At 45.6% G+C, this 24,516-nt stretch carries 21 protein-coding genes; 14 read left to right on the top strand and 7 right to left on the bottom strand.

Annotated elements, in window-relative coordinates; all coding sequences use genetic code 11:
* Positions 1-98: 98 nt before the first annotated feature.
* Positions 99-1,052: an alpha/beta hydrolase gene (locus WH46_RS07695; RefSeq protein WP_046226286.1), complete on the bottom strand. Its 954-nt coding sequence runs from the start codon at positions 1,050-1,052 to the stop codon at positions 99-101.
* Between the two features lie 374 nt (positions 1,053-1,426).
* On the opposite strand from WH46_RS07695, the gene WH46_RS07700 reads away from it, so the two are divergent.
* The 6 genes from WH46_RS07700 to WH46_RS07725 all read left to right on the top strand — a co-directional run bounded on the left by WH46_RS07700 (position 1,427) and on the right by WH46_RS07725 (position 8,034).
* Positions 1,427-2,431, top strand: coding sequence for a tyrosine-type recombinase/integrase (locus WH46_RS07700; protein ID WP_046226287.1), 1,005 nt, complete (start codon positions 1,427-1,429; stop codon positions 2,429-2,431).
* Entirely contained in the window at positions 2,431-3,249 is an 819-nt protein-coding gene (locus WH46_RS23325) for a hypothetical protein (RefSeq protein ID WP_052714153.1), read from the top strand. The genes WH46_RS07700 and WH46_RS23325 overlap by 1 nt, the downstream gene beginning before the upstream one ends.
* Positions 3,250-3,424: 175 nt before the next feature.
* Entirely contained in the window at positions 3,425-4,828 is a 1,404-nt protein-coding gene (locus tag WH46_RS07710; RefSeq protein WP_046226288.1) for a branched-chain amino acid transporter BcaP, read from the top strand.
* A 358-nt stretch (positions 4,829-5,186) separates the two neighbouring features.
* The gene (locus WH46_RS07715; RefSeq protein WP_046226289.1) at positions 5,187-5,891 is read left to right on the top strand and encodes a GntR family transcriptional regulator; all 705 of its coding nucleotides are present in this window, start codon (positions 5,187-5,189) and stop codon (positions 5,889-5,891) included.
* Positions 5,891-6,832, top strand: coding sequence for a DMT family transporter (locus WH46_RS07720; RefSeq protein WP_046226290.1), 942 nt, complete (start codon positions 5,891-5,893; stop codon positions 6,830-6,832). The genes WH46_RS07715 and WH46_RS07720 overlap by 1 nt, the downstream gene beginning before the upstream one ends.
* A gap of 101 nt (positions 6,833-6,933) precedes the next feature.
* Positions 6,934-8,034 carry a DUF3900 domain-containing protein gene (locus WH46_RS07725; RefSeq protein ID WP_046226291.1) on the top strand — a complete coding sequence of 367 codons (1,101 nt, stop codon included), beginning with the start codon at positions 6,934-6,936 and terminating at the stop codon, positions 8,032-8,034.
* A gap of 176 nt (positions 8,035-8,210) precedes the next feature.
* Here WH46_RS07725 and WH46_RS07730 read toward each other — a convergent pair whose 3' ends face one another.
* Positions 8,211-9,140 (bottom strand): L-lactate dehydrogenase, encoded by a 930-nt coding sequence (locus WH46_RS07730; RefSeq protein WP_017812137.1) that lies wholly within the window; start codon positions 9,138-9,140, stop codon positions 8,211-8,213.
* A 248-nt stretch (positions 9,141-9,388) separates the two neighbouring features.
* On the opposite strand from WH46_RS07730, the gene WH46_RS07735 reads away from it, so the two are divergent.
* The 3 genes from WH46_RS07735 (at position 9,389) to WH46_RS07740 (ending at position 12,183) form a co-directional block, all read left to right on the top strand.
* On the top strand, positions 9,389-10,693 hold the full coding sequence (locus WH46_RS07735) for a WD40/YVTN/BNR-like repeat-containing protein (RefSeq protein ID WP_046226292.1): 1,305 nt from the start codon (positions 9,389-9,391) through the stop codon (positions 10,691-10,693).
* A gap of 193 nt (positions 10,694-10,886) precedes the next feature.
* A complete protein-coding gene (locus WH46_RS24235) occupies positions 10,887-11,063 on the top strand; it encodes a hypothetical protein (RefSeq protein ID WP_017812139.1) in 177 nt (58 codons plus the stop codon).
* A 373-nt stretch (positions 11,064-11,436) separates the two neighbouring features.
* Entirely contained in the window at positions 11,437-12,183 is a 747-nt protein-coding gene (locus WH46_RS07740) for an SDR family NAD(P)-dependent oxidoreductase (RefSeq protein WP_046226293.1), read from the top strand.
* A 229-nt stretch (positions 12,184-12,412) separates the two neighbouring features.
* On the opposite strand, the gene WH46_RS07745 is transcribed toward WH46_RS07740, so the two are convergent.
* Positions 12,413-13,606 (bottom strand): LLM class flavin-dependent oxidoreductase, encoded by a 1,194-nt coding sequence (locus tag WH46_RS07745; protein ID WP_017812141.1) that lies wholly within the window; start codon positions 13,604-13,606, stop codon positions 12,413-12,415.
* Positions 13,607-13,968: 362 nt separating this feature from the next.
* On the opposite strand from WH46_RS07745, the gene WH46_RS07750 reads away from it, so the two are divergent.
* From WH46_RS07750 to WH46_RS07760, 3 genes are all read left to right on the top strand, one after another.
* Positions 13,969-14,424, top strand: coding sequence for a MerR family transcriptional regulator (locus WH46_RS07750; RefSeq protein ID WP_046226294.1), 456 nt, complete (start codon positions 13,969-13,971; stop codon positions 14,422-14,424).
* 83 nt (positions 14,425-14,507) lie between these two features.
* Complete coding sequence (locus WH46_RS07755) at positions 14,508-15,479, top strand: SDR family NAD(P)-dependent oxidoreductase (RefSeq protein WP_046226295.1); 972 nt, start codon at positions 14,508-14,510, stop codon at positions 15,477-15,479.
* A 145-nt stretch (positions 15,480-15,624) separates the two neighbouring features.
* The gene (locus WH46_RS07760) at positions 15,625-16,605 is read left to right on the top strand and encodes an SDR family NAD(P)-dependent oxidoreductase (protein ID WP_046226296.1); all 981 of its coding nucleotides are present in this window, start codon (positions 15,625-15,627) and stop codon (positions 16,603-16,605) included.
* Positions 16,606-16,755: 150 nt separating this feature from the next.
* Here WH46_RS07760 and WH46_RS07765 read toward each other — a convergent pair whose 3' ends face one another.
* The 3 genes from WH46_RS07765 to WH46_RS07775 form a co-directional block, all read right to left on the bottom strand.
* Positions 16,756-18,135, bottom strand: coding sequence for an ABC transporter substrate-binding protein (locus tag WH46_RS07765; RefSeq protein ID WP_046226297.1), 1,380 nt, complete (start codon positions 18,133-18,135; stop codon positions 16,756-16,758).
* Between the two features lie 179 nt (positions 18,136-18,314).
* Entirely contained in the window at positions 18,315-19,124 is an 810-nt protein-coding gene (locus WH46_RS07770) for a carbohydrate ABC transporter permease (RefSeq protein ID WP_017812146.1), read from the bottom strand.
* Between the two features lie 11 nt (positions 19,125-19,135).
* Positions 19,136-20,089 carry a carbohydrate ABC transporter permease gene (locus tag WH46_RS07775; RefSeq protein WP_197088260.1) on the bottom strand — a complete coding sequence of 318 codons (954 nt, stop codon included), beginning with the start codon at positions 20,087-20,089 and terminating at the stop codon, positions 19,136-19,138.
* A 330-nt stretch (positions 20,090-20,419) separates the two neighbouring features.
* On the opposite strand from WH46_RS07775, the gene WH46_RS07780 reads away from it, so the two are divergent.
* Positions 20,420-21,745 (top strand): hemolysin family protein, encoded by a 1,326-nt coding sequence (locus WH46_RS07780; RefSeq protein WP_026136059.1) that lies wholly within the window; start codon positions 20,420-20,422, stop codon positions 21,743-21,745.
* A 248-nt stretch (positions 21,746-21,993) separates the two neighbouring features.
* Here the strand turns inward: WH46_RS07780 and WH46_RS07785 are convergent, their stop codons facing one another.
* The gene (locus WH46_RS07785; RefSeq protein WP_046226298.1) at positions 21,994-22,767 is read right to left on the bottom strand and encodes a TraR/DksA C4-type zinc finger protein; all 774 of its coding nucleotides are present in this window, start codon (positions 22,765-22,767) and stop codon (positions 21,994-21,996) included.
* A gap of 368 nt (positions 22,768-23,135) precedes the next feature.
* Between WH46_RS07785 and WH46_RS07790 the strand changes: the two genes are divergently transcribed.
* The gene (locus WH46_RS07790; RefSeq protein ID WP_046226299.1) at positions 23,136-24,275 is read left to right on the top strand and encodes a zinc-dependent alcohol dehydrogenase; all 1,140 of its coding nucleotides are present in this window, start codon (positions 23,136-23,138) and stop codon (positions 24,273-24,275) included.
* Positions 24,276-24,516 lie beyond the last annotated feature (241 nt).

Below are 24,516 nucleotides of genomic sequence, written 5' to 3' on the forward strand. Positions count from 1 at the left end.
TAAAGAAAATAGGAGTCAACAACGTTATAAAATGAACGATGCAAATAAAAAGACAGCTGACCATATAGGCAGCTGTCTTTTTATTTGTATATAGTAAATTACAGACCTTCGCGCAGGAACGCATTCGCCAGTTTCATGGCGCCTTTTTTGGCTTGTGTCTCTGCCAGCACATTCAGCATCACAAAGTCATGAATAATACCCTGGAAGCGTGCAGCCGTTACCGGAACGCCCGCTTCGCGAAGTTTGTTGGCATAGGCCTCACCTTCGTCACGCAGTACATCGGCTTCGCCGGTAATGATCAGAGCTTCCGGTAGACCTTGCAGCTGCTCTGTAGTAGCGCGCAGTGGAGAAGCAGTAATCTGCGCACGTTCAGCTGGATCAGTAGTATATTGATCCCAGAACCACTGCATACCTTCGCGAGCAAGGAAATATCCTTCATCAAACTGATGATAGGATTCGGTATCAAAGCTCGCATCAGTTACTGGATAGAACAACAGCTGTTTTTGGATCGCAGGACCGCTGCGCTCTTTGGCTATCAGTGTAATAGCAGCAGTCATATTACCTCCGACGCTGTCTCCACCAACGTATAGCTTGGAAGTATCAAATCCCTGTGCACTGCCTTGTTCAGCAATCCACTGCAGTACCGCGTAGATTTCTTCGATAGCTGTTGGATATTTGGCTTCCGGGGACAGGCTGTATTCTGGGAAGACGACAGCCACTTCGGCACCTACTGCCAATTCGCGAATCAGACGATCATGGGTATGCGAGTTACCGAATACCCAACCCGCGCCATGAATATACAGTAATACAGGCAGCTCGGCAGGAGCACCAGGAGGACGTACGATACGAATAGCGACTTCGCCACTCGGACCACCAGGAATTTTCAGATCTTCAATATCTACTTCTGGTTTGGCAATATCACCGGACTGGACTTCATTCACAGTCTCGCGTCCTTTTTCAGGCCCCAGATCGAATAGGAAAGGGGGTTTGGAGTTATCATCGGCAAATTTCTGTGCTGCAGGTTCCAAATGTACTTTTTTGTCGGTAGTCATGTAAAAGGCCTCCTCAAGAATAAAGTAGCTGATAGATATACGATTAAATGGCTTGGTAGGCTTTGTGGTCAAAGCTTCCGATGCAAATTGCTGCAAAGACTTATACAGCATAATACAGCAAATCGGTGCCTTGTTATTGCCTATACAATCACTCCAACAAAATTTAATTGTGCAATTGCTTCTATAGTCAACGTAAACATATAAGAAACAAGTGAAACAGCAGATGGAATTCATTTCTATCCATACAAAATAGAGAAGAAAAGGATAAACGCCTGTTCTGAATATAGGTAGTTGCCAAAGACTCCTGTATAATGAAGAAAAACCAATGAAGAACAACCATGGAGCGAACGGTACAGGAAAGGAATATAAATATCATGAATAAACGTGGAACTACCCTATCGGATAACCGGGATGAATATGAAGAATCATGGGATGAAGATGCAGGAAGTCCCTATGCTGAAGAGCTGGAAGCTTTTCTCGATTGGATGAAGGATGCGGGATATACCGGATATACCCGTAAAGCCTATCTTGGAGATGTACATGAATTTCTCGAATCCCATTCAGTACGTGACAAACCCCTGGACGAGATCAAAAAACGGCATGTATTGTCCTACTTGAGTGGAGCACGTTCCCGCGGAGTCAGCGATTCAACACGTAATCGCAAACATGCAGCGGTCAGCTGCTTTTTCAAAGCATTGATGGAACTGGAAATGGCAGCTGCCAACCCGGCAGCAGGTATCAAAAAGGCCAAAACCGAACAGAACAAGGAACCTGTCTATCTGGATGAGTCCAGACTGACCGCTTTTTTGCAGTCGGTAGAAGGTAAATACCGGACACGGAATCTGACTGTCTTTTTGCTTATGGCCTATATGGGACTGCGTGTTGGTGAGGTGCATCTGCTGAATGTACAGGATTATAATGAGGAACGCGGTACACTACAGGTATTTGGTAAAGGAAGAAAATGGCGTACACTGCCAGTTCCGTCTGCGGTAGCCGAATTTCTGGGTCTGGCGATTCGAGAAAGACTGACTCCATGGCGGGACGGAGAGAATGCGCTATTTATCTCGCAAAAAGGTACCCGTCTGTCGATCCGCAATATCCAGCAGATCGCTGCCGATACATTTGACAAGTTTCAGGAAGATGTGGAGCCGGGGCAGCGTCTGCCATATTCGAGTCATAAACTCCGTCATTCCTTTGCGACTATGCTGCTGCGACAGGGAACCGATCTTCGTACAGTTCAGGAGCTGCTCGGTCACTCTTCTATTCAGACGACCATTATTTATACTCACGTAAGTAATCGGGAGAAGCAGGAAGCCATTTCACGGTTGGATATCCAGCTGCCACTGCCTCTTCAGCAGGATCAGGAGGAGGACGAATAATGCTTGCACTGGACAGCCCTCTATGGGCCGAACTTTCTACAGCTTATGGATCAGCCGCAGAGGTACCACAACAGCTGGCTTCGCTGATCCAGGAATACAATCAAGAGCAAGCCGATGAATTATATGAATTATTGCTGCATCAAAATACGATTTATACAGCTACGCTGGCTGCTGTTCCTTACCTGTTGTCTATTGCGCATCATTCGGCGGAGGATCACGTCATTACTAGTATTTATACAGACGGCGGGATGATCGCCGCCGAATATGAAGCAGATCGTAATCCATTGGTAGAGGGTCACATCGATCGCTCTCTGTATGCTGATATCGAACGGGACTATCACCAGGCGATTCGGGAAATACATCGATTAGATGATAAAATACTGTCTATTGTGCGCGAACGATTTATGGATCAGTTAGACAGACAGTATATGCTTGCAGCCTTTATGGCTTATCATGGTTATCCGGCGGTCTCCAGACTACTGTTTCATCATCCCGATGGCGAAGAATATCCGGCAGCTTGTCCGCATTGCGGCAAAGAATGGTATATTTGGCCGCCTACCGTATCCAATCAGCAGACCTCCTGGATTGTATATCCGACTGATCCTGTGCTGATAGACGACAGCAAGGGGAATGCGATCCAACCTATGCTGGAGACAACCAGGTTGGGTACAATGCTAAACGAATTATTGAATCAAGCTGTGCGATTTGAATTATTTGAACTGAGAGATGTTATTTCCTATCTGGCAGGAGAGGTAAACTGTCCTCATTGTCAACAAAAAGGAAGCATATGGAAAGGCATATTGGCATATTGCATATAAACCTACATCGATTTAGTTCATGAAACAGGTTCGATGGAAGCTATTATGTCACTTTCTCAAAAAAAGTTTCAATCATTCAACGCGTTGAAGTGTAGTATTGTGTAGTTTTCTGTAGGTGTTATTTAACATTAGTGAATAAATGTGAATATACCTTACAGAAGAAAGGAATTCGTCTATGAGCAATTCTAAAGACAATACTTCATTATTCAGACGCAAACCTATTGCCGCAAGAGACAGCCAATTGAAACCTGTCCTTGGAGCACTTGATCTCACTACTCTCGGAATCGGTGCCATTATTGGTACAGGGATTTTTGTACTTACCGGGGTAGCAGCGGCAAATTATGCGGGACCTGGTTTGGTACTATCTTTCCTGCTAGCGGGTATTGTATGTGCATTTGCGGCACTTTGTTATTCGGAATTTGCTTCTTCTGTACCTGCATCCGGTAGTGCATATACGTATAGCTATACAACATTTGGCGAGATTATCGCCTGGATTCTTGGCTGGGATCTGATTTTGGAATATGGATTTGCCAGCGCCGCTGTTGCAAGCGGTTGGTCGGGATACTTTCAAAGTCTGCTATCTGGAATAGGTATTCATTTGCCACAAGCACTTACCAGTGCGTTTAACCCGGCGAATGGAACGTATTTTGACGTTACCGCTTCCATTATTACACTGATTATCGCCTTCCTGCTTACACGTGGGGTGAAGGAAGCAACACGGGCGAATGGAGTTATGGTTGCTATCAAGCTGGTTGTTGTGCTGATTTTTATCGGCATTGGTGTGTTCTATGTACAACCGGATAACTGGACACCGTTCCTGCCGTTCGGCTGGGGAGGAGTAGCTGCTGGTGCAGCAACTGTTTTCTTTGCATATATCGGTTTTGACGCGGTATCTACAGCTGCCGAGGAAGTAAAGCGGCCGCAGCGTGATCTGCCGATCGGTATTATTACTTCGCTTGCCGTATGTACGGTATTGTACATTATTGTATCGTTGATTCTGACAGGAATTGTGCCTTACCAAATGCTTGATGTAAGTGATCCAGTTGCCTTTGCTCTGGAATTCGTTCATCTGAACGGTATGGCCTGGATTATCTCTCTTGGTGCTATTACAGGGATTACAACCGTATTGCTGGTTATGATGTATGGACAGAGCCGTCTGCTATATGCCATGTCCCGAGATGGACTGCTATCACCGGTCTTCTCCAAAGTCAGTGGCAAAAGCCAGACCCCTGCGGTTGGCACGTGGATTGCCAGTATTATTATCGCTTTCTTCGCTGGTTTTATCCCGCTGGGCAAATTGGCAGAGCTGACTAATATCGGTACGCTGTTTGCTTTTGCTGTAGTGAGTATTGGAGTTATCGTACTGCGTCGTACACAGCCGGATTTGAAAAGAGGATTCCGCGTACCCTTCGTGCCATTGATCCCCATTTTGAGTGCAATAGGCTGTGTGTATCTGATGCTGCAGCTGCAGGGTCTGACATGGATTGTATTCTTCGGATGGCTGGTAGTTGGCTTGATGATTTACTTCCTGTATGGCAAAAACCGCAGTCTGCTGAATCCTAACCGTCGTTCCAAATAATTAACGTATAAATGTCGATGAAATAGATAGTATGCTTGTGAGATAGATTAACTTAAAGCGTTGACCTGATCGTGATATACAAAGATAAAAGAGCATCTTTGCCCCTTTTTTAGGGCGAAGATGCTCTTTTTTGATAAATGAAATTAAAAATATGAATAGAAGGAATTTATATAGTCATCGATCCTATTTTAAAAGTATAGATTCTTTATTATAGGGATGAAAGGATACGGGAGAGCTAACTATTGATATCTATATAAATAATAATGGCGATCTTAACTACTGCTTAATCGTATGTAACAGAAAACTATAACTATCATTCATTCTTGTCATCTATATTAATATGCAATATATTGGTTTTATGAATATACCTCAATTTCAGAAATTAAATCGTCCGTCGTTACGTGATCAGGTCTATATTACGCTCAAACAAGGAATTATCACGCTCGAACTGGCACCAGGTCAAAAATTAAATGACATGGAGCTGGCCAGCCAGTTTGGTGTCAGTCGTACGCCAGTACGAGAAGCGCTCAAGCGGTTGGAAGATGAAGGGCTGGTCGAATCGTTTCCTGGAGCCATTACGCGGATCGCACTATTGCATGAAGAAATAGCTACGCATGCTTTTGTAGTCGCAGCAGCGCTGCATGCACTGGCAGCAAGGCTGTGTGCAAGTCAGCTGACAGTAGAGGATTATGCCGAGCTGGAAGCAGCCAATCAAGAGCTGACAGTGGCGCTGGAACAGCAGGATGCAGAGAAAGCGATCGCTGCTGATGACCGTTTCCATCAGGTATTCTTGAACCGGGCAGCTAACCCGGAACTGAATGTTGCACTTCATGGGATTATGCCCAAGATCCGCAGGTTGGAATATGCCAAATTCAGTCAGGCCAGCCGTGAGCATTCTCCGGCAGATCATCTGAAGATCATAACTGCCTGCCGTGAACATAGCGAAGCCGATGCAGCTCACTGGATGGAACACAACTGGCTTAGTCTGGGGCAATGGCTGGCTCCTGGGCAGAATGATTGCTCCACCATATCCCGATCTTCCGAAGCGGCAGAGGAACGATAATGAAAGCGGTATGGCTTGGCATTCTCGCTGCGTTCTTTTTTGCGTCTAGCTTTGTACTGAATCGCTCAATGGAGGTAGGTGGAGGACACTGGATCTGGAGCAGTGCACTGCGTTACTTTTTCATGATTCCACTGCTAGGTATACTGGTTGTCGTACGCGGTAACCTGAAGCCGGTCTGGCAGGAAATACGTCGTCAACCTGGCCAATGGCTGTTATGGAGTACAGTGGGGTTCGGTCTGTTCTATGCACCGCTCTGTGCTTCAGCGATATACGCGCCTGCCTGGCTGACAGCAGCTGGTTTTCAGACAACGATTCTTGCGGGTATGCTGCTCTCTCCGCTGTTCTTTTTCATACGTCAGACACCGGATGGACTGGTTCGGGAAAGAGGACGTATCCCGCGCAGTGTACTATTGATTGCACTTATGATGCTGCTGGGCATTGGACTGATGCAGATCGGCCAGGCCCAGAGTAGTTCAGTGGGGGCGAGTTGGCAGGGGATAGTGTTGATTCTGATTGGAGCTATCGCTTATCCACTCGGCAACCGTAAAATGATGGAAGTATGTGATGGCAGACTGGATGCATTTCAGCGTACGCTGGGAATGAGTATTGCCAGTCTTCCGTTCTGGATCGTGCTGTCTGTCATTGGATTGATCCAGTACGGGCCACCTGCAGGGGAACAGACCATTCAGGCTTTTCTGGTCGCCCTGTTCTCGGGCGTAGTCGCTACTGTGCTCTTTTTTGGAGCGACCGACCGGGTACGCCATCATCCGGCACGTCTTGCAGCTGTTGAAGCTACACAATCGCTGGAGGTAGTATTTACACTGTTGGGAGAATGGATACTGCTCGGAGTCATACTCACTTCAATAGGAATGTGGATTGGGCTAATCCTCGTAATTGGCGGTATGGTCGTCAATGCCTGGCTGTCGGCACGTTCAAATTAAACTTACATTTCCGTTCAAATTCGAGTATAGTGATAGGCAGACAATTTGGGCTTGCCGGATTTTATCCGCAGGCTGTATCCGTAATGACAAAGGAGTATATCATGCGATTTAATGTTCAATTCCTATCCTTTTTTGTTTTGCAGGTAGAGGGCAAAGAAGGCCAGACTTCCAAAAACTATAAACATTATCAGACACTCGATGAAGATGAATATGAGCTGAGTGAGCTCAAGAATTTCCTGCATGCCGAGTTTACCCGTACCGCCAAGCGCAAAGTAGAGAAAAATCCGTCGAGTGAGCAGCCGCCGACCAAGATTGGTACTTTTCTCGTAGAGCCTGGTCATGAGCTGACGAGCAACCCCAATTTTAATTTGTTCGCGCGTCTTCGCACGGTAGAAAACAAAGAAGATTTCAAAAATGCCGGCGATGATCTGGTACGCAGCTATCTGGATACCAGCTCTGTACGGGGCGGTGCCCTGATCGTATCGCAGGTAAAGATGGATACGCATTTTGATGATCCGTTTGTATTTGTGATGAAATGCGATTTTGAAAAGCAGATTGCCCGCATTTCGGATGAGCGCAGCCTGATCAGCGAAGTAGAGATGGCGATTAGCGCCCGTAATATGAAATCGATCCAGTATCCGCATATGCCGGAAGAAGGCATGATTGAAGAATGGGAGCTCAAAGTACATCAGTCTTCCCATGCCCGCTATTTTGAGGATTTCCTCAAATTCGTGACATATGAGCAATCGATTCCGGAAATTGTGAATGAACGAGTGATGGATTATGTACAGACCTATGTAGAAGAAAAGTGGCCGGATGCGAGTAACGAAGAGCGGCAGCGGGAAGAGCATGATCTGGAGCTGTGGGCTGCCAGTGACAAGCGTGATCTGCAGGAGAAATGGGAACCTCAGCAGGTGATCGAAGCTGCTGAACGCATCGTCGAGATCAAGCCGGAGATCGAGATTCGCGTCAAACTGGGTGATACGAGCGTCAAGGGGCTTCTGGCAGACTTTGGCTTCCGGATGCATATCGCCAAGCTGGGTGATCATTATGCGATGGTGATCGAGGGAGAGTCCTTTACTTTTGAAAAAGGTTTCTCTCCGGTCGAACTGCTGCAGCCGGATACGTTCGAAAACTTGTCCCAGCAGCTGATCGAGCGTGCGAACCAACCTCAGGAACGAGATGACGATATTCCTTATTAAGTCGGATTTCGCCAGCAATGTGAATTATGTATAACCATATATATAGCAAACGCCGCCTTTCCTGATGGAAAAGCGGCGTTTTTGTCAATTTGCGCACAGCGCTGTATAATGACGAAGGGATATAATCGTTCTGTGTAAAGGTGCTGTAAGCCCTTGCGTAAAATTTGAAATATAGGCTAAATATTTAACTGGGCAATCTGGTCTTTGAGCTTGGCAGCCGAAGCACGCAGCAGCGCTTCTTCTTTTTCATTAAGAGGAATCTGCAGTTTCTCGCGGATCCCTTCTCTGCCGACAATCGCAGGTACACCGAGATACACATCGGAGATGCCATGATAGTCATCCAGCAGGGAAGAGACGTTCAGTACAGCATGCTCATTTTGCAAAATAGCAGCTACGATCCGGTCTAGTGCCAGAGCAATCGCATACGAAGTAGATCCTTTGGCATTGATGATCTCGTAAGCGGCATTCTTGGTGCTGTTGAAAATATCATCCTGCTCGGCTTCGTCAAAGGCAAGTGCGGAACCAGCCACATTGGCCAGACTCCATACCGGCAGCTCGGAATCGCCATGCTCGCCAATGATATGGGCATGAATACTGCGGGGATCGATTTCCTTGTGCTTGCCGATCAGATAGCGGAAACGTGCGCTGTCCAGCAGGGTACCGGAGCCGATAACCCGATTAGCCGGCCAACCGCTTTTTTTCCAGGATACATAGGTGAGAATATCTACCGGATTGGTAGCTACCAATAGAATACCATGGTCATTGTACTTGGTAATATTTTTGATAATGTCGTCGAAAATGGCGGCATTTCGATTCAGCAGATCAATTCGCGTCTCACCTGGACGCTGGTTCGATCCGGCCGCGATGATAATAATATCTGCATCTTTGCAATCAGAGTAGTCACCAGCCCACAGTTTGACACCGCCTACAAATGGAAGCCCATGGTTCATATCAAGTGCTTCGCCAAGTGCCTTGTCTTTGTTGGCGTCGATAAATACCAGCTCGGACATCCGGTTGCGGAGAAGTAGAGTATAAGCGGTTGTGGAACCAACCGCTCCTGTGCCGATAACGACTACACGGTGAGGTTTGGATACGGATTCAGACATTAATTATCATCTCCTTATATTTGTATTACAGATTCGCTACTATTGTAGCTGAAAGCTTCCATAAAGTAAAAAGGTCTTCTATTACTTATAACCGTAATCGGGTTCGTTTAGTATCGAAATTCCATAAAACTGTAATCGCTTGTAACTTTTCTGTAAACTACCTTTTTTAAAATTAGTTTACTCTTATATAGGTCGTGAAAAATTGAAACGCTTTAGCATCAGGTAAGTGTGTGGAAGGAGAATAATAGATGAAGTGGAGCATGAGCAAATCGCTTCTTATATGGATATCCCTGGTTTTCCTTCTGTCGGCCTGTTCATCAGCAGGCAACGACAACGCTCTTATGAGTGAGGCTGTACGTGAGCAGCTTCAGAATTCCAAAGAAGATCAGGGTCAGACCATTACCCTCAAACAAACAACGGATTCAAACATAAATCAACGTGCAGGTGGAAGACCGGATATATCAGAATACAAGATTCAGACCAGACTGACCGATTTTCAACTACTTAGTGCCAGTGCAGGCGTAGCCTGGGGAATTACCCGTAACGAGCTGCGTATCTATGTTACCCAGAGCAACGGTAAAACCTGGGACAATGTATCTCCTGCCAAAACCGTTTCCTTTTCCGAACCACCGGTTTATGGCAGCAGCATTTTCTTTTTGAATCAAAAAAATGGTTGGGTAGCCCGCAATGCCAATGGTGTCGGACAGACATTGATTTTGCATACGGTAGACGGAGGCCAGAACTGGAATGTAGCTACCTTTAACGATAATGGTACTGTGCTGGGTATGTACTTTATTAATGAGAAAACCGGCTGGGTGATGACATCGACAGACGAGTCCAATCACCAGAAAGGGAAAGCCTTTTACCGTACCGAAGATGGGGGAGACAGCTGGACCCGATTAATGAAGAGCTCCTCTTCCATAAATTCGGCAGACCAGACAACCAATGAACTGCCGCAAAGCGGGACATTGATCGGAATGTCTTTCCGGGACAACAAACATGGATTCATCACACTCGAAAAGGATGGACAACCAAGCCTTTATACTACAGCTGATAGTGGAAAAACCTGGACAGCCAGCGCCAGCTTCCTGAGCAAAGAAGTGAAAAGCTGCGATAGAATCACCACCGGCAAGCCGCAATTTTATGGCACAAGCAAAACGAGCGGCTGGATGAATATCGGCTGCGTCAAAGGAACACAGACCAGCTATTCCGGTTACTTTACCGAGGACGGCGGCAAGACATGGACACATGTAGCGTATACGCTCAAGCCGCAGACAGGGATCAATCAGACAATGGGACCGACTTTCCTCAATCGTAAGCAGGGCTGGTCACTGATTGATGGTATTATATACACGACTCAGGATCAGGGACACACGTGGAAAGCACTTCCTGCCAATGATACCCTGCAGAAGACAATCGCCAATTATCCTGAGATGGCCAAGCTACAATTTTTCTCCAAGGATGTAGGCTGGCTGCTGGTCGCCAAGAACGAAGAACGCCGTTCGCTGCTTATGCAGACGACAGATGGCGGCAAAAGCTGGCATGTACTTTAATCAGCATTATTCCATTTGAATATACGGAGTTACCGAACAGTGCGAAAGCGTCTGATAAGGTAGCTCCTTTTTTAATAAATTCAAAAAAATAAAAAATAATTTAAAATTTCAGATCATTTGTGAAAAAAATCACATAATAAGTCCAGAGGATCAGTTATGATTGGGGTGTAGAAAAAACAAGGAGATGATTGAGATGAAAGCCAACGTCCAAGAAAACTTTACCCACTATTACATGACCCTTTGTTACAACTGTGAAGAAGCTGCCAAATGCCAGGATGAAGAAACCTGTCTCGCTTGCTGGGCAGATCAAGGATTGTTCGACGGAGAGAAAGATGATACACAGGAAATGCTGCAAGCCTACTATGCTTAACCATCTGACTGGTATTCTCCAGATCAGGCGCCAATCGGTACATGATCTTTTGGTAAAAGGAAATCTGCAACCCGGCAGCTCATAAGCCTCCACACTTCCAGGATCGATGAAGTGTGGAGGTTTTTTGCTTTGAACAGGGGGTAGTCAGGAGTGTACAATAGCCGTATCTGTGAATTGGATATTGCTTATATTTTATGTGCAGTGGAGGGATTCCATACAGGCATGGAATGTTTCGTGAGGCGTACAATCGTTGAATAGTGCAGTAGAGGAAAATGTAGTCTCTGTCCATTTATCGAAGTATACATGCCTATTGGAATACTGAAATACGAAACAATATCCAACAATCAATATCTAAATAATGGAGGAATATATAATGAAATATACATCCAATACGGTGATTGTAACCGGAGCCGCTCAGGGAATTGGCAGGGCAGTGGCCGAAGGATATGCAGCTGAAGGAGCTACGGTATTCCTCAGTGATGTCAAAGAAGCCGAAGGAGCCGCTGCAGCTGCTTCGATACGCGAACAGGGAGGACAGGCGCATTTCCTGCCTTGTGATGTACAAAGTGAAGCAGACGTACAAGCTCTGATTCAGGAAGTGGTCAAGACAACCGGGAAGATCGATGTACTGATTAACAATGCCGGCATTAGTCGCTGGAAATCACCATATGATCTGACACTTGAAGAATGGGACGAAGTAATGAACACCAATGTAAGAGCATGCTTTCTTATATCGCGGGAAGCCGCAAAGGTAATGCGCGATCATGAGGGAGGAGCAATTGTGAATATTTCCTCTACGCGAGCGCATATGTCAGAGCCTAATTCGGAGGCCTATGCTGCTTCCAAAGGTGGAATCACTGCACTGACCCATGCACTGGCGGTGTCACTAGGACCGGATCATATCCGTGTCAATGCGATCAGTCCCGGCTGGATCGAGAATGGTGATTATGCGGCACTGAAGCCAGAGGATCATACACAGCACCCAGCTCAGCGGGTTGGCAAACCTGATGATATCGCCAGAGCCTGCATGTTCCTGACATCCAGCGATAATTCATTTATTACTGGTGCCGAGCTTGTTATCGACGGCGGAATGACACGCAAAATGATTTACATTGAATAGTCCCTGTCCAGGTGGCATACCCTGTACAAGAGTATTGGGCATCTATGCCAACAATCAGTCATAACGTTTACTTCCTGCACACGTAGAGAAGTTATAGAAGAATAGTCATAAAAGTAGAGAGTCTTCTATAACAAAACAACCCGCAGCATCTGGTCCCTTATAGGGAGATCACATGCTGCGGGTTGTTTTAATTATTGAAAAATGCAATTTTAATTATAATTCATTTGTATTAACGACCTAGAGAAGCAAAACGCTGCGCCCATTTTTCTTTGAACAGCGGCAGTGTGCTTTCTCCAAAAATCTGCGCTTCTTCCAGATGTGGATAGCTGGATAGGATAAAAGAAGTAATACCGGCTTCTGCATATTCGAGCAGTCGATCAGAAACCTGATCTGGTGTACCGACAAACATCAATGCTCCACCAGAGCGCAAATTAGACAATCCTGCCCATAAATTAGGACCAACCACAAAGTCATTAGCCGCTGCTGCATCACGAATCGCATTTTGGCGATTTTGTCCGGTTGCGCCAGTTTTGCTAAACGTTGAACGTGCACGTTCGATTGTCTCTGGATCCACATCCTTGATCAGGTTACGAGCAGCTTCCCAAGCTTCTTCTTCGGTATCACGCACAAGTACCTGAGCACGCATGCCTACGCGCAGTGGACGAATTGTACCACTTTGTTCAGCGTGCTTCCGCTGAGACTCTTTGAGTTCTTCAATCTGCTGCTTGATCATCTCCAGTGGTTCAGACCACATCAGGAATACATCGGCATACTCCGCACCTACACTTTTGGCCATCGGAGAACTACCACCAAAGTAAATAGGCAATCCTGGTTTTTGCACAGTAGCCGGGCGGCTGGTTCCGCCATTTACTTCGTAATAATCACCTTTAAAATACACTTTATTATTATCTACTGATGCTTCAGCTCCGGAACTGAATTCAGTCGAAGCAAGTCCTGCTGACTGTTCCCATACCCCTTTGATAATGTCGAGATACTCGCGGGTACGTGTATATTTCTCGTCATGCGCTCTGGCAAGTGGATCACCCAGTTCTTCCAAATCAGCTGGAGAACTTCCAGTCACAATATTAATACGAGCACGACCTTCTGACAAATTATCCAATGCAGCTGCCATACGTGCAGTCAATACAGGAGCAATCAGACCCGGTCGTACTGCAACAAGCGGCTTGAGTGTAGTGGTAGCCCCGATAATGGCAGAGCCTACAACCCAGGAATCTACACAAGCTCCGCCTGTTGGAATCAATACAAACTCAAAGCCTGACCGCTCCGCAGTCTGAGCTACCTGAGTCAAGTAATTGAGAGTCGGTTTGCGCTCGGATTCACGTCCAAGACTTGTTCCATCTCCCATCGTAGGCATAAACCACCCAAATTCAACATCATCGCGATAAATAGGATCAGCAGACATAAGAAGTTCTCCTTTTGGATAGTAGATTAAATTCTTTTTTAACTTAATTTATAGAGTGCTTTCACTAGTGAAACCGGTTATTCGCTTCGGTTTCTAACTAATCCGACAAGCATACTTGGTATAAATGATACTAGCATTTTCGCTATGTACTGTCAAACGGTTTATATCAAATTGCAATAAAGTGATTTTTTATATTTTTATAGAAATGCTGGCCCAGATCCTTATCGTAAAAGCTGCATGGTGATTGAACAATAACTGCGTTAAGATAGATATAAGAAGATCCATAATCATGGATCTATTACAATTGAAGCTTAAAAAGAATACGATGATAGGTTCAAATATAGAGTGCAGAGGAGAAAACGATGAATACTCATGTGGAAGTAAAAGATCAGCTTAGTATTGGTGAAGTCGCACAACGGTCAGGACTGAGTGTTCACTCCTTGCGATTTTATGAACGTGAAGGATTGCTATTATCGGTCCGGATTGCACGTGATAGTGGTGGAAGAAGAAGGTATAGTGAAGCCGATGTAGAGTGGCTGCTTATGTGCACAAGACTACGTAACTCGGGAATGCCCATTGCGGATATGCGGTGTTATGCTGAATTGGTGCGAATTGGACCCGGTAATGAACATGAACGATTAGCAATCTTAAAAGAACATCAGCAGCATGTTAGAGATCAGATGGAACAGTTGCGTGAATGCCTGGATATAATCAATTACAAAACCGATGTGTATGAAAAAAACCTGCAGCGGCAAGATCCACAGGAAGATCCTTTTCAACCATGTGCTCATTCGGTGTCTAAAAACGCCAGTCTCTAAAATTAGGCTTGACCTAGAGTGAACTCTAAATTGTAGAGTGTGACTATATACACAACATCTACAAAATAGAGGAGAGACGAATAATGCAAACATCGTATACGAGAACACCGCAACAACCTATTCAATCTGGTTTTGGTTATCACAGTACCGCAAGCGAAGTGTTGGAAGGCATCGACCTGTCTGGTAAAACTGCGCTGGTCACCGGCGGTTATTCAGGCTTGGGGCTAGAAACAACACGTGCACTCATTCAGGCAGGTGCGCATGTGATTGTTCCAGCACGGCGTCCGGAGGCAGCACACGAAGCCCTGGCAGGACTGGCTCAGGTTGAAGTCGATGAACTTGATCTGTCTGATCTGGATAGTGTACGTGCATTTGCAGGTCGCTTGGTCGCAAGTGGACGCAGTATTGACCTCGCTCTACTCAATGCGGGTGTTATGGCTTGTCCAGAATCGCGCGTTGGACCCGGCTGGGAATTACAGTTTGCAACGAATCATCTCGGTCACTTTACACTCATTCATCTGATCTGGCCTATGCTGATAGCTGGAGAAGGAGCAAGGGTAGTGGTAACTTCTTCAACAGGTCACCATCTTTCACCGATTCGTTGGGATAATATCAACTTTGACGGCAACTATCAAAAGTTTGAAGCCTACGGACAATCGAAGACAGCGAATGCATTATTTGCAGTGGAGTTAGACAGACGTGGTGCTGAACATGGAGTACGTGCTTTTGCCTTAGATCCGGGCGTTATATTTACACCTCTTGTGCGTCATATGCCTATGGAAGAGATGATTGCACTGAAGTGGTTCAAAGAAGATGGCGAGACGGTGAACGAAGCTTTCAAAACACCAGAACAAGGTGCTGCTACGCAAGTATGGGCAGCAACTTCGCCTCAGCTAGAAAGTAAAGGTGGTGTGTATTGCGAAAATTGTGATATCTCCATATTAACAAACGATGATGCAGAGCACACAGGTGTAAAACCGTATGCGATCGATCCAGAAGAAGCTTCACGTCTTTGGACATTATCAGCTAAACTTACGGGTGCAGATCATATCTAATTTTCTCAAAGGTTCTTTGCAGATACGCAATTATTGGTTAGCTCAAAAAGCTGGCCAATAAAATTATGCTTGACCTAGAGTGAACTCTAAATTGTACAGTATAGATATGTACACCATAACTATAAATGCAGAGGAGAGATAATTCATGCAAACATCGTATACAAGAACACCGCAACAACCTATAGAATCAGGTTTTGGGTATCGCAGTACTGCCAGTGAGGTATTGCAAGGCATCGACCTTTCGGGCAAAACTGCGCTTGTCACTGGTGGTTATTCAGGTCTGGGGTTAGAGACTACGCGAGCACTCGTTGAAGCAGGCGCTTATGTCATTGTTCCGGCACGTCGTCCGGAGGTAGCACGAGAGGCACTTGCAGGACTTGATCAGGTTGCAGTGGATGAACTTGATCTTTCTGATCTGGATAGCGTACATGCATTTGCAGGCCGTCTGGTCGCAAGTGGACGTAGTGTTGATCTCGCTCTACTCAATGCAGGCGTTATGGCTTGTCCCGAGACGCGCGTTGGACCCGGCTGGGAATTACAATTTGCCACCAATCATCTGGGTCACTTTACACTCATTAATCTGATCTGGCCTGCATTGATAGCGGGGGATGGAGCAAGGGTCGTTGCTACTTCCTCCACAGGGCATCATCTCTCGCCGATTCGTTGGGATAATCTGAATTTTGAAGGTAATTACGAGAAGTTCGAAGCCTATGGACAGTCCAAAACAGCAAATTCACTATTTGCCGTAGAATTGGATCGTCGCGGTATTGAACAGGGCGTACGTGCATTTGCTGTGCATCCTGGTGGCATTCTGACACCACTGCAGCGACATATGCCGAGAGAAGAAATGATCGCACTGAGCTGGATCAGTGAAGATGGCGAGACTGTAAATCCTGCATTTAAAACACCGGAGCAGGGAGCATCCACACAGGTATGGGCAGCGACATCCCCTCAATTAGAAGGCAAAGGTGGCGTCTACTGCGAAGATTGTGATGTCGCCAAGATGTTTGTACCTGACGGTCCTCGTGCCGGGGTAAAAGAATATGCTATCGATCCGGAGCAGGCCAAGCGTCTGTGGGATCTGTCGGTAGAATTAACCGGAGCAGATCTGTCGCAAAATCGGTAAATCATAACAAAAAGGCCGATGCCGGAGTAAAACCCGGTACATCGGCCTTTTTTGCTAACCATTTCTGAGTTCAGCCCAGTGAATAGGCTATTTGTTCGTCATACTTTCCAGTATACAGAGTAGACAGGATTCATCTGTTCATTGCTCTGTTTATTGAGCGATCGAATCGTTGTAATCCTGCAGCTTTTGAGTAATCTGTGCAGCTGCATCGTCCAATGCCTGTTTTGGTGATTTGGAGCCATTGATTGCTTCTTCCATCGCGGTCTCGGTCAGTTGACGTGCTTCCGGGAAAATACCCATTACAGCACCCTGGGTAGCCGGATCAATCTTGGTGCCATGCAGCTGCTTGACAGCTGTTTCGAACTGCGGATATTTTTTCATGTTTTCTTTGATCAAATCTTCATCATAGGCTTTTTTGGTAATCGGGAAATAGCCTGTATTGACATTCCAGTATGCTTGTGTAGAAGGCTCGGTCAGGAACTTGATAAATTTCCATGCCGCCTGCTGTTCAGCTTCGGGCTTGTCATTCATGATCCACAGACTCGCGCCACCTACGATAACGCCGCCTTTACCCTCATAATCGGCAGAAGGCTTGGGAATAGGAGCCGTACCTACTTCAAATTTGCCTTCGGCAGAACTTACGATACCGCGCAGGGAGGCTGTACTATCCATAGTCATGGCAATTTGACCAGCCGCAAAAGCTTTTTTGGTATCATCGGTTTTACGTCCAAGATTCAGCATTACACCATCATCAACCATCTTTTTCCACCATGTCAGTGTATTGACTGCTGCATCGGAATTCAGCATGGATTCGGTAGCAAGAGCACTGCGTCCATTGCTGTTGTTAAGCAGTTCGACATCCTGGTTGGCAAGCAGTTGTTCCATCAGCCAGCCATAAATTGGGAAGGAACCACCGGATTGACCGTCTTTGGTCAGTGCTTTGGCTGCTTTCTCTACATCGGCATACGTAGTAGGTGGATTCTCGGGATCCAGCCCCGCTTTTTTGAACGCATCCTTGTTATAGTAGAGAATCGGATTGGACGTATTAAAAGGCATGGAGTAGAGCTTGTTATCAAACGTATAATAGCTCAGAATATTCTCTTCCAGCTGGGATACATCAAATTTATCAGCATCGATAAACTGCTGCATTGGCGTAACTGCCTGGGAGTCAATCATGAAGCGGCTGCCCACTTCATACGTCTGCATCATGGTTGGGCCGCTGCCAGAACCCATAGCTGCTTTGAATTTATTCAAACCTTCATCATATTCACCTTGATAAACGGCTTCAACCTGAACGTCTTTTTGGGAATCATTGAACTGCTTGACCAGGCTGTCTACCGTTTTGCCCAGTTCACCGCTCATGGAGTGCCACCATACAACTTTGACGGGACCAGAGGAAGCTTCGCTTCCGGCAGCTGCGGCTGGCTCGGAACCCTGTGAAGGTTGTCCACCGCTGCATGCTGCGAGGAAGAGAAACAGACTCATGCCGAGCAGACTCCATTTGCGAAGCCAAAAAGGTTTGAATTTCATGATTGAACATTCTCCTTCAAATATAAGTAGTAGTTTTTTTAGCAGTGAAGCCGATAAAATAAGTAACCTGTATCAGGAATACAGCAGGGGATAAGATATACTGCGTTGTTATGCAGCCAGTAGATTATAAAGTTGGCAGGAGCTTGTACCGTTGGCTGTCAGTACCGTAAATCCGTAAATCAACCTTTCAGTGCTCCAGTCGTAAGGCCGCCAACCAGACGTCCCAGTCCTATTGCGAGCATGAGCAGGGAAGGCACAAGTACGAGTACAATTCCTGCCATCACCAGATTCCAGGCAGTCATTTCGGCAAACTGCAGCATACTGATCCCGATCTGCACGGTGCGCATATTCTCGGTATTTGTAATGAGCAGCGGCCATAGATACATGTTCCAGTGATTAAGAAACGAATAGACCCCGAGAGTAGCAAGACCCGGCATTGCCAGTGGTACAGCTAGCGATGCGAAGATCCGGATATGTCCACATCCGTCGATACGAGCCGCTTCCATGAGTTCTTTGGGCAGCTGCATAAAAAACTGACGCATCAGAAACGTTCCAAATGCTGTAGCCAGAAACGGTACTGTTAATCCGGCATAGGAGTCCAGCCAGCCCCAGCTGCGTACAGTCAGATAATTGGGAATAACGGTTACTTCCCATGGAATCATCATCGTTGCCATGAACAGGGCGAAGAGCAGCTTGCGTCCGGGGAAACGAAGGAAAGCAAAAGCATAAGCAGCCATAGAGGCTGTAATCAGGTTACCGATTGTAATAATCCCGCTCGTTACGAAGCTATTCACGATAAAGCGGATAATCGGAATAGAAGCCATGACACTAGCAAAGTTATCCAGATTCAGGCTGGTCGGGAAAAACTTTGGCGGATATGTAGCCGATTCTGACTCGGTCATCAGTGAATTGGATAAAGCGGTCCAGAAAGGGAACAAAATCAGAATTGCAGCAGCAGCCAGCATCAGATAAGCCAGTCCGGTGCGCATTATGTTGGGTCTCACTGGTAATGCACCTTCTTTTCTCCAAATTTGAACTGGATGATTGTCAGGATCAGGATAAGGACAAACAATACCAGCGCCTGTGCGCTGCCTGAACCAAATCGGAAATTAACAAAAGCATCCTGATACAGATTGTATACAAGCACATTCGTGCTGTTCATCGGTCCCCCTTTGGTTAATATATGAATCTGTCCAAATGACTGGAATGCACCAATCATGGAAGTCACACTGGCAAAGAAGATGGTGGGCGAAATCAGTGGCAGAGTCAGCTGTACAAAGGTACGCATCGGACCCGCACCATCCATCTTGGCACTTTCATAAATATCTTCTGGTACACCCTCCATACCGCCGAGCAGCAGAATGAATAGAAAGCCCAGATTCATCCATATTGTCATGATGGAAATGGAAATGAGTGACCAGTTGGGATCAGTCAGCCATTGTACAGCTGGCAGTCCGGCAGCCTGAAGCAGATAATTCAGTGTGCCAAGTGTTGGATGAAACAGCACCATCCAGATTACCGAACCGGTACTGACCGAGATTGCCAGTGGCAGTGAGAAGATAAAGCGGAATACTTTGGTTCCTCTCAGGTGTGTCCGGCAGATTGCAGCCAGGATCAGAGCCAGCACAATAGAGGTCGGTACAGTAAAAAGCATAAATTCAAAGGTTACCCATAGGCTATTCAGGAAATGTCCGGAATCAAACAGCTTCTCAAAGTTACGTAATCCGATAAATTTGGCAACATCTCCGCGCGGCGTAGTCGAATGTACACTAAGATATACCGACTTGATCAGCGGGTAGAACAGAAAGATTCCAAACAGCAGAATCGAAGGTGCCAAAAACATAACGGCCAGTGCATATTCATGCCAATGTCTGGTTCGACGTGGCTGACGTACTGCCGAACGGGTACGCTGCATACCGGACTTGACGGGAACAGCAGAGGATTTATCCAACATTCCAACCTCACTTTCATTAATCATTTAATAACGGAAAACAGGATATTCGCCGTCTTGTGCTCACCTGCTAAAGTATAAAGAGCAGATGTTAACGGAAATGAGCAGGATTGTAAAAAAATTGTAAGTGCGCTCAATCCCTATTTGACTGTGCTTGTTTTAGAGCTATAATATAATCAGGTAACGTCTATCCTTACATATAGAAAGAGGTGAATGCATTGGGAAATTGATGGTACATGTACAATGGCTTCTTATTCAAAAATCTAATATTCGAAGGAGGTGAACCCGCAGTTGTCTGATCAATATTTGCAGCAGACAGCGCGGGAGACACACTTGACTGACCCCTTACCCAGTTTGTGGAACTTAGTATTTGTATTTATTCTTGTTTTGTTAAATGGATTTTTTGTTGCAGCGGAATTTGCGATGGTCAAAATTCGCAGCAGTCGTCTGGAGACGCTGGTCGATGCAGGTAATGCACGAGCGCGTTTTGCCCAGTCGATCGTTAATAACCTGGATGCTTATCTATCGGCCTGTCAATTGGGAATTACACTAGCTTCCCTGGGACTTGGCTGGATTGGTGAACCGGCAATCGCTGGACTGATCCGACCGATATTTGCAGCAATTGGCTGGAATAATGAAGTAGCTGTACACAGCGTATCCGTAGCCATTGCTTTTGTGGTGATTACGATACTGCATATTGTACTCGGGGAACTTGCACCCAAATCGCTCGCGATCCGCAAAGCGGAAAGTGTAACCTTATGGACAGCCGGCCCGATGTTCTTATTCCATAAAATCATGTATCCTTTTATCTGGATGTTGAATGGCATGGCGAATGCCCTGCTCAAACTGTTTGGAATCGCTCCGGCCTCCGAACTGGAATCCGCTCATACGGAAGAAGAGATACGCATACTCATGAAAGAAAGCAACAAGAGCGGACTGATCGATAATACCGAACTGGCGCTGGTTGATAATATATTTGAATTTGCAGATACAACCGCCCACGAAATTATGATTCCACGTACGGAAATGATCTGTCTGAGCCTGCATGCTCCTCGCGAAGAGAATCTGCAGATTGCTCTTGATGGTATGCGCACCCGGTATCCGGTATGTGATGGCGACAAAGACCATATTGTCGGCTTTCTGCATATCAAGGATCTGATGCGCTATCAGATTACAGACACCGTAAAATTGATTCGTCCGATTATTGCTGTACCGGAGTCGATCAAAATTAGCGAACTGATGAAGCTGATGCAACGTGGCAAGACACAGATCGCGATTTTGATTGATGAATATGGCGGTACAGCCGGTCTGGTAACACTCGAGGATATAATGGAAGAAATCGTCGGAGAAATTCAGGATGAGTTTGACCATGAACGTCCAGTCGTAGAACCGATCAATGAGATGACGTATTCCATTGATGGCCTGATGCTGATCGAAGAGATCAACACACGGTTCTCCCTGGATCTGGATTCCAGTGAATATGATACCATCGGCGGATGGCTGTACTCTCGTGTAGAGTCGCTGCCTCCGCAAGTAGGACAGAGCGTGGCACATGACGGGCACTTATTTGTAGTGGAAGAGACGGAGAACAAACGAATTTCCAGGATCAAACTGGTGATTACGCAGTTTGCTGTGACGACCAATCAGGCGTTGGCCTGAACAACATGAAAAAGCCGAAATTAGCCTTTACGGGTAATTTCGGCTTTTTCTTTGTATAAGGGAATATAGTAAGAAAAGTCGATCAGCTGAATCGTATGTAGTCTAAACAAGTTATAAATCTTGAAAGGGCTATAGATAAGATGCCCGTTACTGCTTCAACAGGATAACCCCTTTGGATACAATAATCCGAAGGGGTTATTTTTCATTTATACATATAGGAATGTTTATTTATATCACAGGATAGTAGATTAACGGCGACGATCCGCTTTTTCTACATCTGCATTAACTTCTTCGTCCGCTTCGTCAATCTGCAGCTCGGTGTCGCCTTCACCTTTTTCCTCATAGACTTCAACAGCTTCACCTTGCTCGATATGCTGGTTACTGCCGTCAATATCATTGGCAGCGAATGTCTCTACACTTTCAGTAAAGTTATTATTGCTGTCGCGGCCTTCGGCCAGATCATTATAATTATGGACTTCACGCTGCGCACTAAGTGCGGGGGAGTCTGCAACCCCATATTCTTCAACAGCCTGCCATGCACCTGCATCATCAAATCGGCCTGTATTCTGCTGACGATTCTCACCCGAACCTTTGGCTGCTGGAGTGATAATATCTTCTTCCACCGGACGATAATCACTTACATTATCATGTGGACTCTCGTCCACCAGGTAAGTTGTAAATGGCAGCGCCTGCAGCCGTTCGAATGGAATCTCTTTGCCACTGATCTCGCTGATACCATACGTACCGTTCTCGATTCGTTCGAGTGCAGCATTTACCTGATCGAGTGTATCGTTCATCTGATCATCAATTGCCAGATCACGTCCTCGTTCAAAAGTCTCTGTACCCAGATCGGCCGGGTGGTTATCGACTGCACTCAATTCGCCGGTAGACATACGCTCCGATTCAATCCGTCCATCTTCGGTACGGTCCTTGTCTACTTCAAAATGACGCTCCAGTCCTTCTTTTTCTTCCAGTAAGCTATTTTTAAGCTCCTCTATTTGAGATTTCGTTAAATGTTTCATTATTAAAAACTCCCTTCCGTCTTTGGCTGCATATCGGGCTGCGCTCGTAGGCAACAGCCTGTTGTACCTCATTTACCCTTCTTATCCGTAAATTAATCTTTTGCTGTCTTGCTGGTTTGAAGGGAGGGACGGATTATAGACGATTACATTGGCATCATTATCATAGTCAAATTGAATTTCCTCATACATGTACTTATTAAAGCTTAAACGTAAACACTACTATTTATTTGTAAGTTGTTAATAAAACGAAGGTTATGGTTAATACAAAAAGACGTAAACTTTCTAACTTTTGTTATTTTCATCACCGAGTCTGCTGTTATTATTCAGGCTACTACATTCTATGATTACATCTGGAGAGGGGAATACAAATGAAAGCATTAACATACCAGGGAAAACGCAACGTAAAAGTCAAAGAGGTAAAAGATCCGCGTATCGAAAAACAGGATGATATTGTTGTCCGGATTACTTCTACAGCAATCTGCGGTTCCGATCTTCATATCTTTAATGGTGAGACGCCAGTTATTCATGACGACTATGTGGTTGGACATGAACCAATGGGGATTGTTGAAGAAGTAGGTCCAGGCGTAACCCGTGTCAAAAAAGGCGATCGTGTCGTTATACCATTTAACGTTGCCTGTGGTGAATGTTTCTTCTGTAAAAACCAGATGGAAAGTCAATGCGATAATTCCAACGAAATGGAAGAAAAAAATACCGGAGCTTACTTCGGCTTTGATATTTACGGTGGATATCCGGGTGGTCAGGCAGAGTTGATGCGTGTACCTTACGCTAATTTCCTGCCATTTGTTATTCCTGAGTCTGCAGAAGTGACAGATGAGCAAGTATTGTTCCTGTCGGATATTATGCCTACTGCTTTTTGGAGTGTAGAAAGTGGCGGCGTCAAAGCAGGAGATACTGTTATTATCCTGGGTTGCGGACCAGTTGGACTGTTAGCTCAAAAATTCGCTTGGCAAAAAGGCGCTAAACGCGTTATTGCTGTCGACCATATTCCTTATCGTTTGGCCCACGCCAAGCGTACCAATAATGTAGAAGTCGTGAATTTCAAAGAAGTGCCGGATGTGGATCAGTATCTGCTTGAGCTGACCAGCGGTGGAGCAGATGTAGTTATCGACTGTGTGGGTCTTGATGCAGACAAGAGTACTGCCGAGAAGATCCAGACGTCGCTCAAACTGCAAGGCGGTGGACTTGGTGCATTCCGGATCGCAGCCAATGTCGTGCGTAAATTCGGTACTATTCAGGTGACCGGAGTATATGGTGAGAATTATAACATGTTCCCATTGGGTCATTTGTTTGAGCGTAATGTAAAATTGGCTATGGGACAAGCGCCGGTTGTTCACTACATGCCGCAGCTGTTCAAACAAATCACAGATGGTACTATCGATCCTACCGATATTATTACGCACAAGCTGTCTCTGAGTGATGCAGAGCGTGGATATGATCTTTTTGATAACAAAAAAGAAGATTGTATCAAAGTTATTCTGAAGCCATAAGTAGATGCAAGAGAATTGTATATGTCTTTTCATAAAGTATCTTTGAATATTTCCGTATAAATATTCTTATGATTAAAAGGTAGCTGATCAAAAACATTAACGATTATATTTGTTGATGTCTTAATAAGAAAAGTAATTGGAAAGCAGCAGTATAAATAAACTGACATCGGTATCAACTGATGTCAGTTTATTTTTTTGCAAATAGTAAGGCATGAAGTCCAGTTGAGTATCCACTGAATTT

The sequence above is a fragment of the Paenibacillus dauci genome (genome assembly GCF_000971985.1).
Taxonomy (GTDB): Bacteria; Bacillota; Bacilli; order Paenibacillales; family Paenibacillaceae; genus Saccharibacillus; species Saccharibacillus dauci.

What these genes read in the sequence shown, in the direction of transcription:
- WH46_RS07695 (WP_046226286.1), bottom strand. Translation starts at nt 1,052, where the DNA reads ATGACTACCGACAAAAAAGTACATTTGGAACCTGCAGCACAGAAATTT.
- WH46_RS07700 (WP_046226287.1), top strand. Translation starts at nt 1,427, where the DNA reads ATGAATAAACGTGGAACTACCCTATCGGATAACCGGGATGAATATGAA.
- WH46_RS23325 (WP_052714153.1), top strand. Translation starts at nt 2,431, where the DNA reads ATGCTTGCACTGGACAGCCCTCTATGGGCCGAACTTTCTACAGCTTAT.
- WH46_RS07710 (WP_046226288.1), top strand. Translation starts at nt 3,425, where the DNA reads ATGAGCAATTCTAAAGACAATACTTCATTATTCAGACGCAAACCTATT.
- WH46_RS07715 (WP_046226289.1), top strand. Translation starts at nt 5,187, where the DNA reads ATGAATATACCTCAATTTCAGAAATTAAATCGTCCGTCGTTACGTGAT.
- WH46_RS07720 (WP_046226290.1), top strand. Translation starts at nt 5,891, where the DNA reads ATGAAAGCGGTATGGCTTGGCATTCTCGCTGCGTTCTTTTTTGCGTCT.
- WH46_RS07725 (WP_046226291.1), top strand. Translation starts at nt 6,934, where the DNA reads ATGCGATTTAATGTTCAATTCCTATCCTTTTTTGTTTTGCAGGTAGAG.
- WH46_RS07730 (WP_017812137.1), bottom strand. Translation starts at nt 9,140, where the DNA reads ATGTCTGAATCCGTATCCAAACCTCACCGTGTAGTCGTTATCGGCACA.
- WH46_RS07735 (WP_046226292.1), top strand. Translation starts at nt 9,389, where the DNA reads ATGAAGTGGAGCATGAGCAAATCGCTTCTTATATGGATATCCCTGGTT.
- WH46_RS24235 (WP_017812139.1), top strand. Translation starts at nt 10,887, where the DNA reads ATGAAAGCCAACGTCCAAGAAAACTTTACCCACTATTACATGACCCTT.
- WH46_RS07740 (WP_046226293.1), top strand. Translation starts at nt 11,437, where the DNA reads ATGAAATATACATCCAATACGGTGATTGTAACCGGAGCCGCTCAGGGA.
- WH46_RS07745 (WP_017812141.1), bottom strand. Translation starts at nt 13,606, where the DNA reads ATGTCTGCTGATCCTATTTATCGCGATGATGTTGAATTTGGGTGGTTT.
- WH46_RS07750 (WP_046226294.1), top strand. Translation starts at nt 13,969, where the DNA reads ATGAATACTCATGTGGAAGTAAAAGATCAGCTTAGTATTGGTGAAGTC.
- WH46_RS07755 (WP_046226295.1), top strand. Translation starts at nt 14,508, where the DNA reads ATGCAAACATCGTATACGAGAACACCGCAACAACCTATTCAATCTGGT.
- WH46_RS07760 (WP_046226296.1), top strand. Translation starts at nt 15,625, where the DNA reads ATGCAAACATCGTATACAAGAACACCGCAACAACCTATAGAATCAGGT.
- WH46_RS07765 (WP_046226297.1), bottom strand. Translation starts at nt 18,135, where the DNA reads ATGAAATTCAAACCTTTTTGGCTTCGCAAATGGAGTCTGCTCGGCATG.
- WH46_RS07770 (WP_017812146.1), bottom strand. Translation starts at nt 19,124, where the DNA reads ATGCGCACCGGACTGGCTTATCTGATGCTGGCTGCTGCTGCAATTCTG.
- WH46_RS07775 (WP_197088260.1), bottom strand. Translation starts at nt 20,089, where the DNA reads ATGTTGGATAAATCCTCTGCTGTTCCCGTCAAGTCCGGTATGCAGCGT.
- WH46_RS07785 (WP_046226298.1), bottom strand. Translation starts at nt 22,767, where the DNA reads ATGAAACATTTAACGAAATCTCAAATAGAGGAGCTTAAAAATAGCTTA.
- WH46_RS07790 (WP_046226299.1), top strand. Translation starts at nt 23,136, where the DNA reads ATGAAAGCATTAACATACCAGGGAAAACGCAACGTAAAAGTCAAAGAG.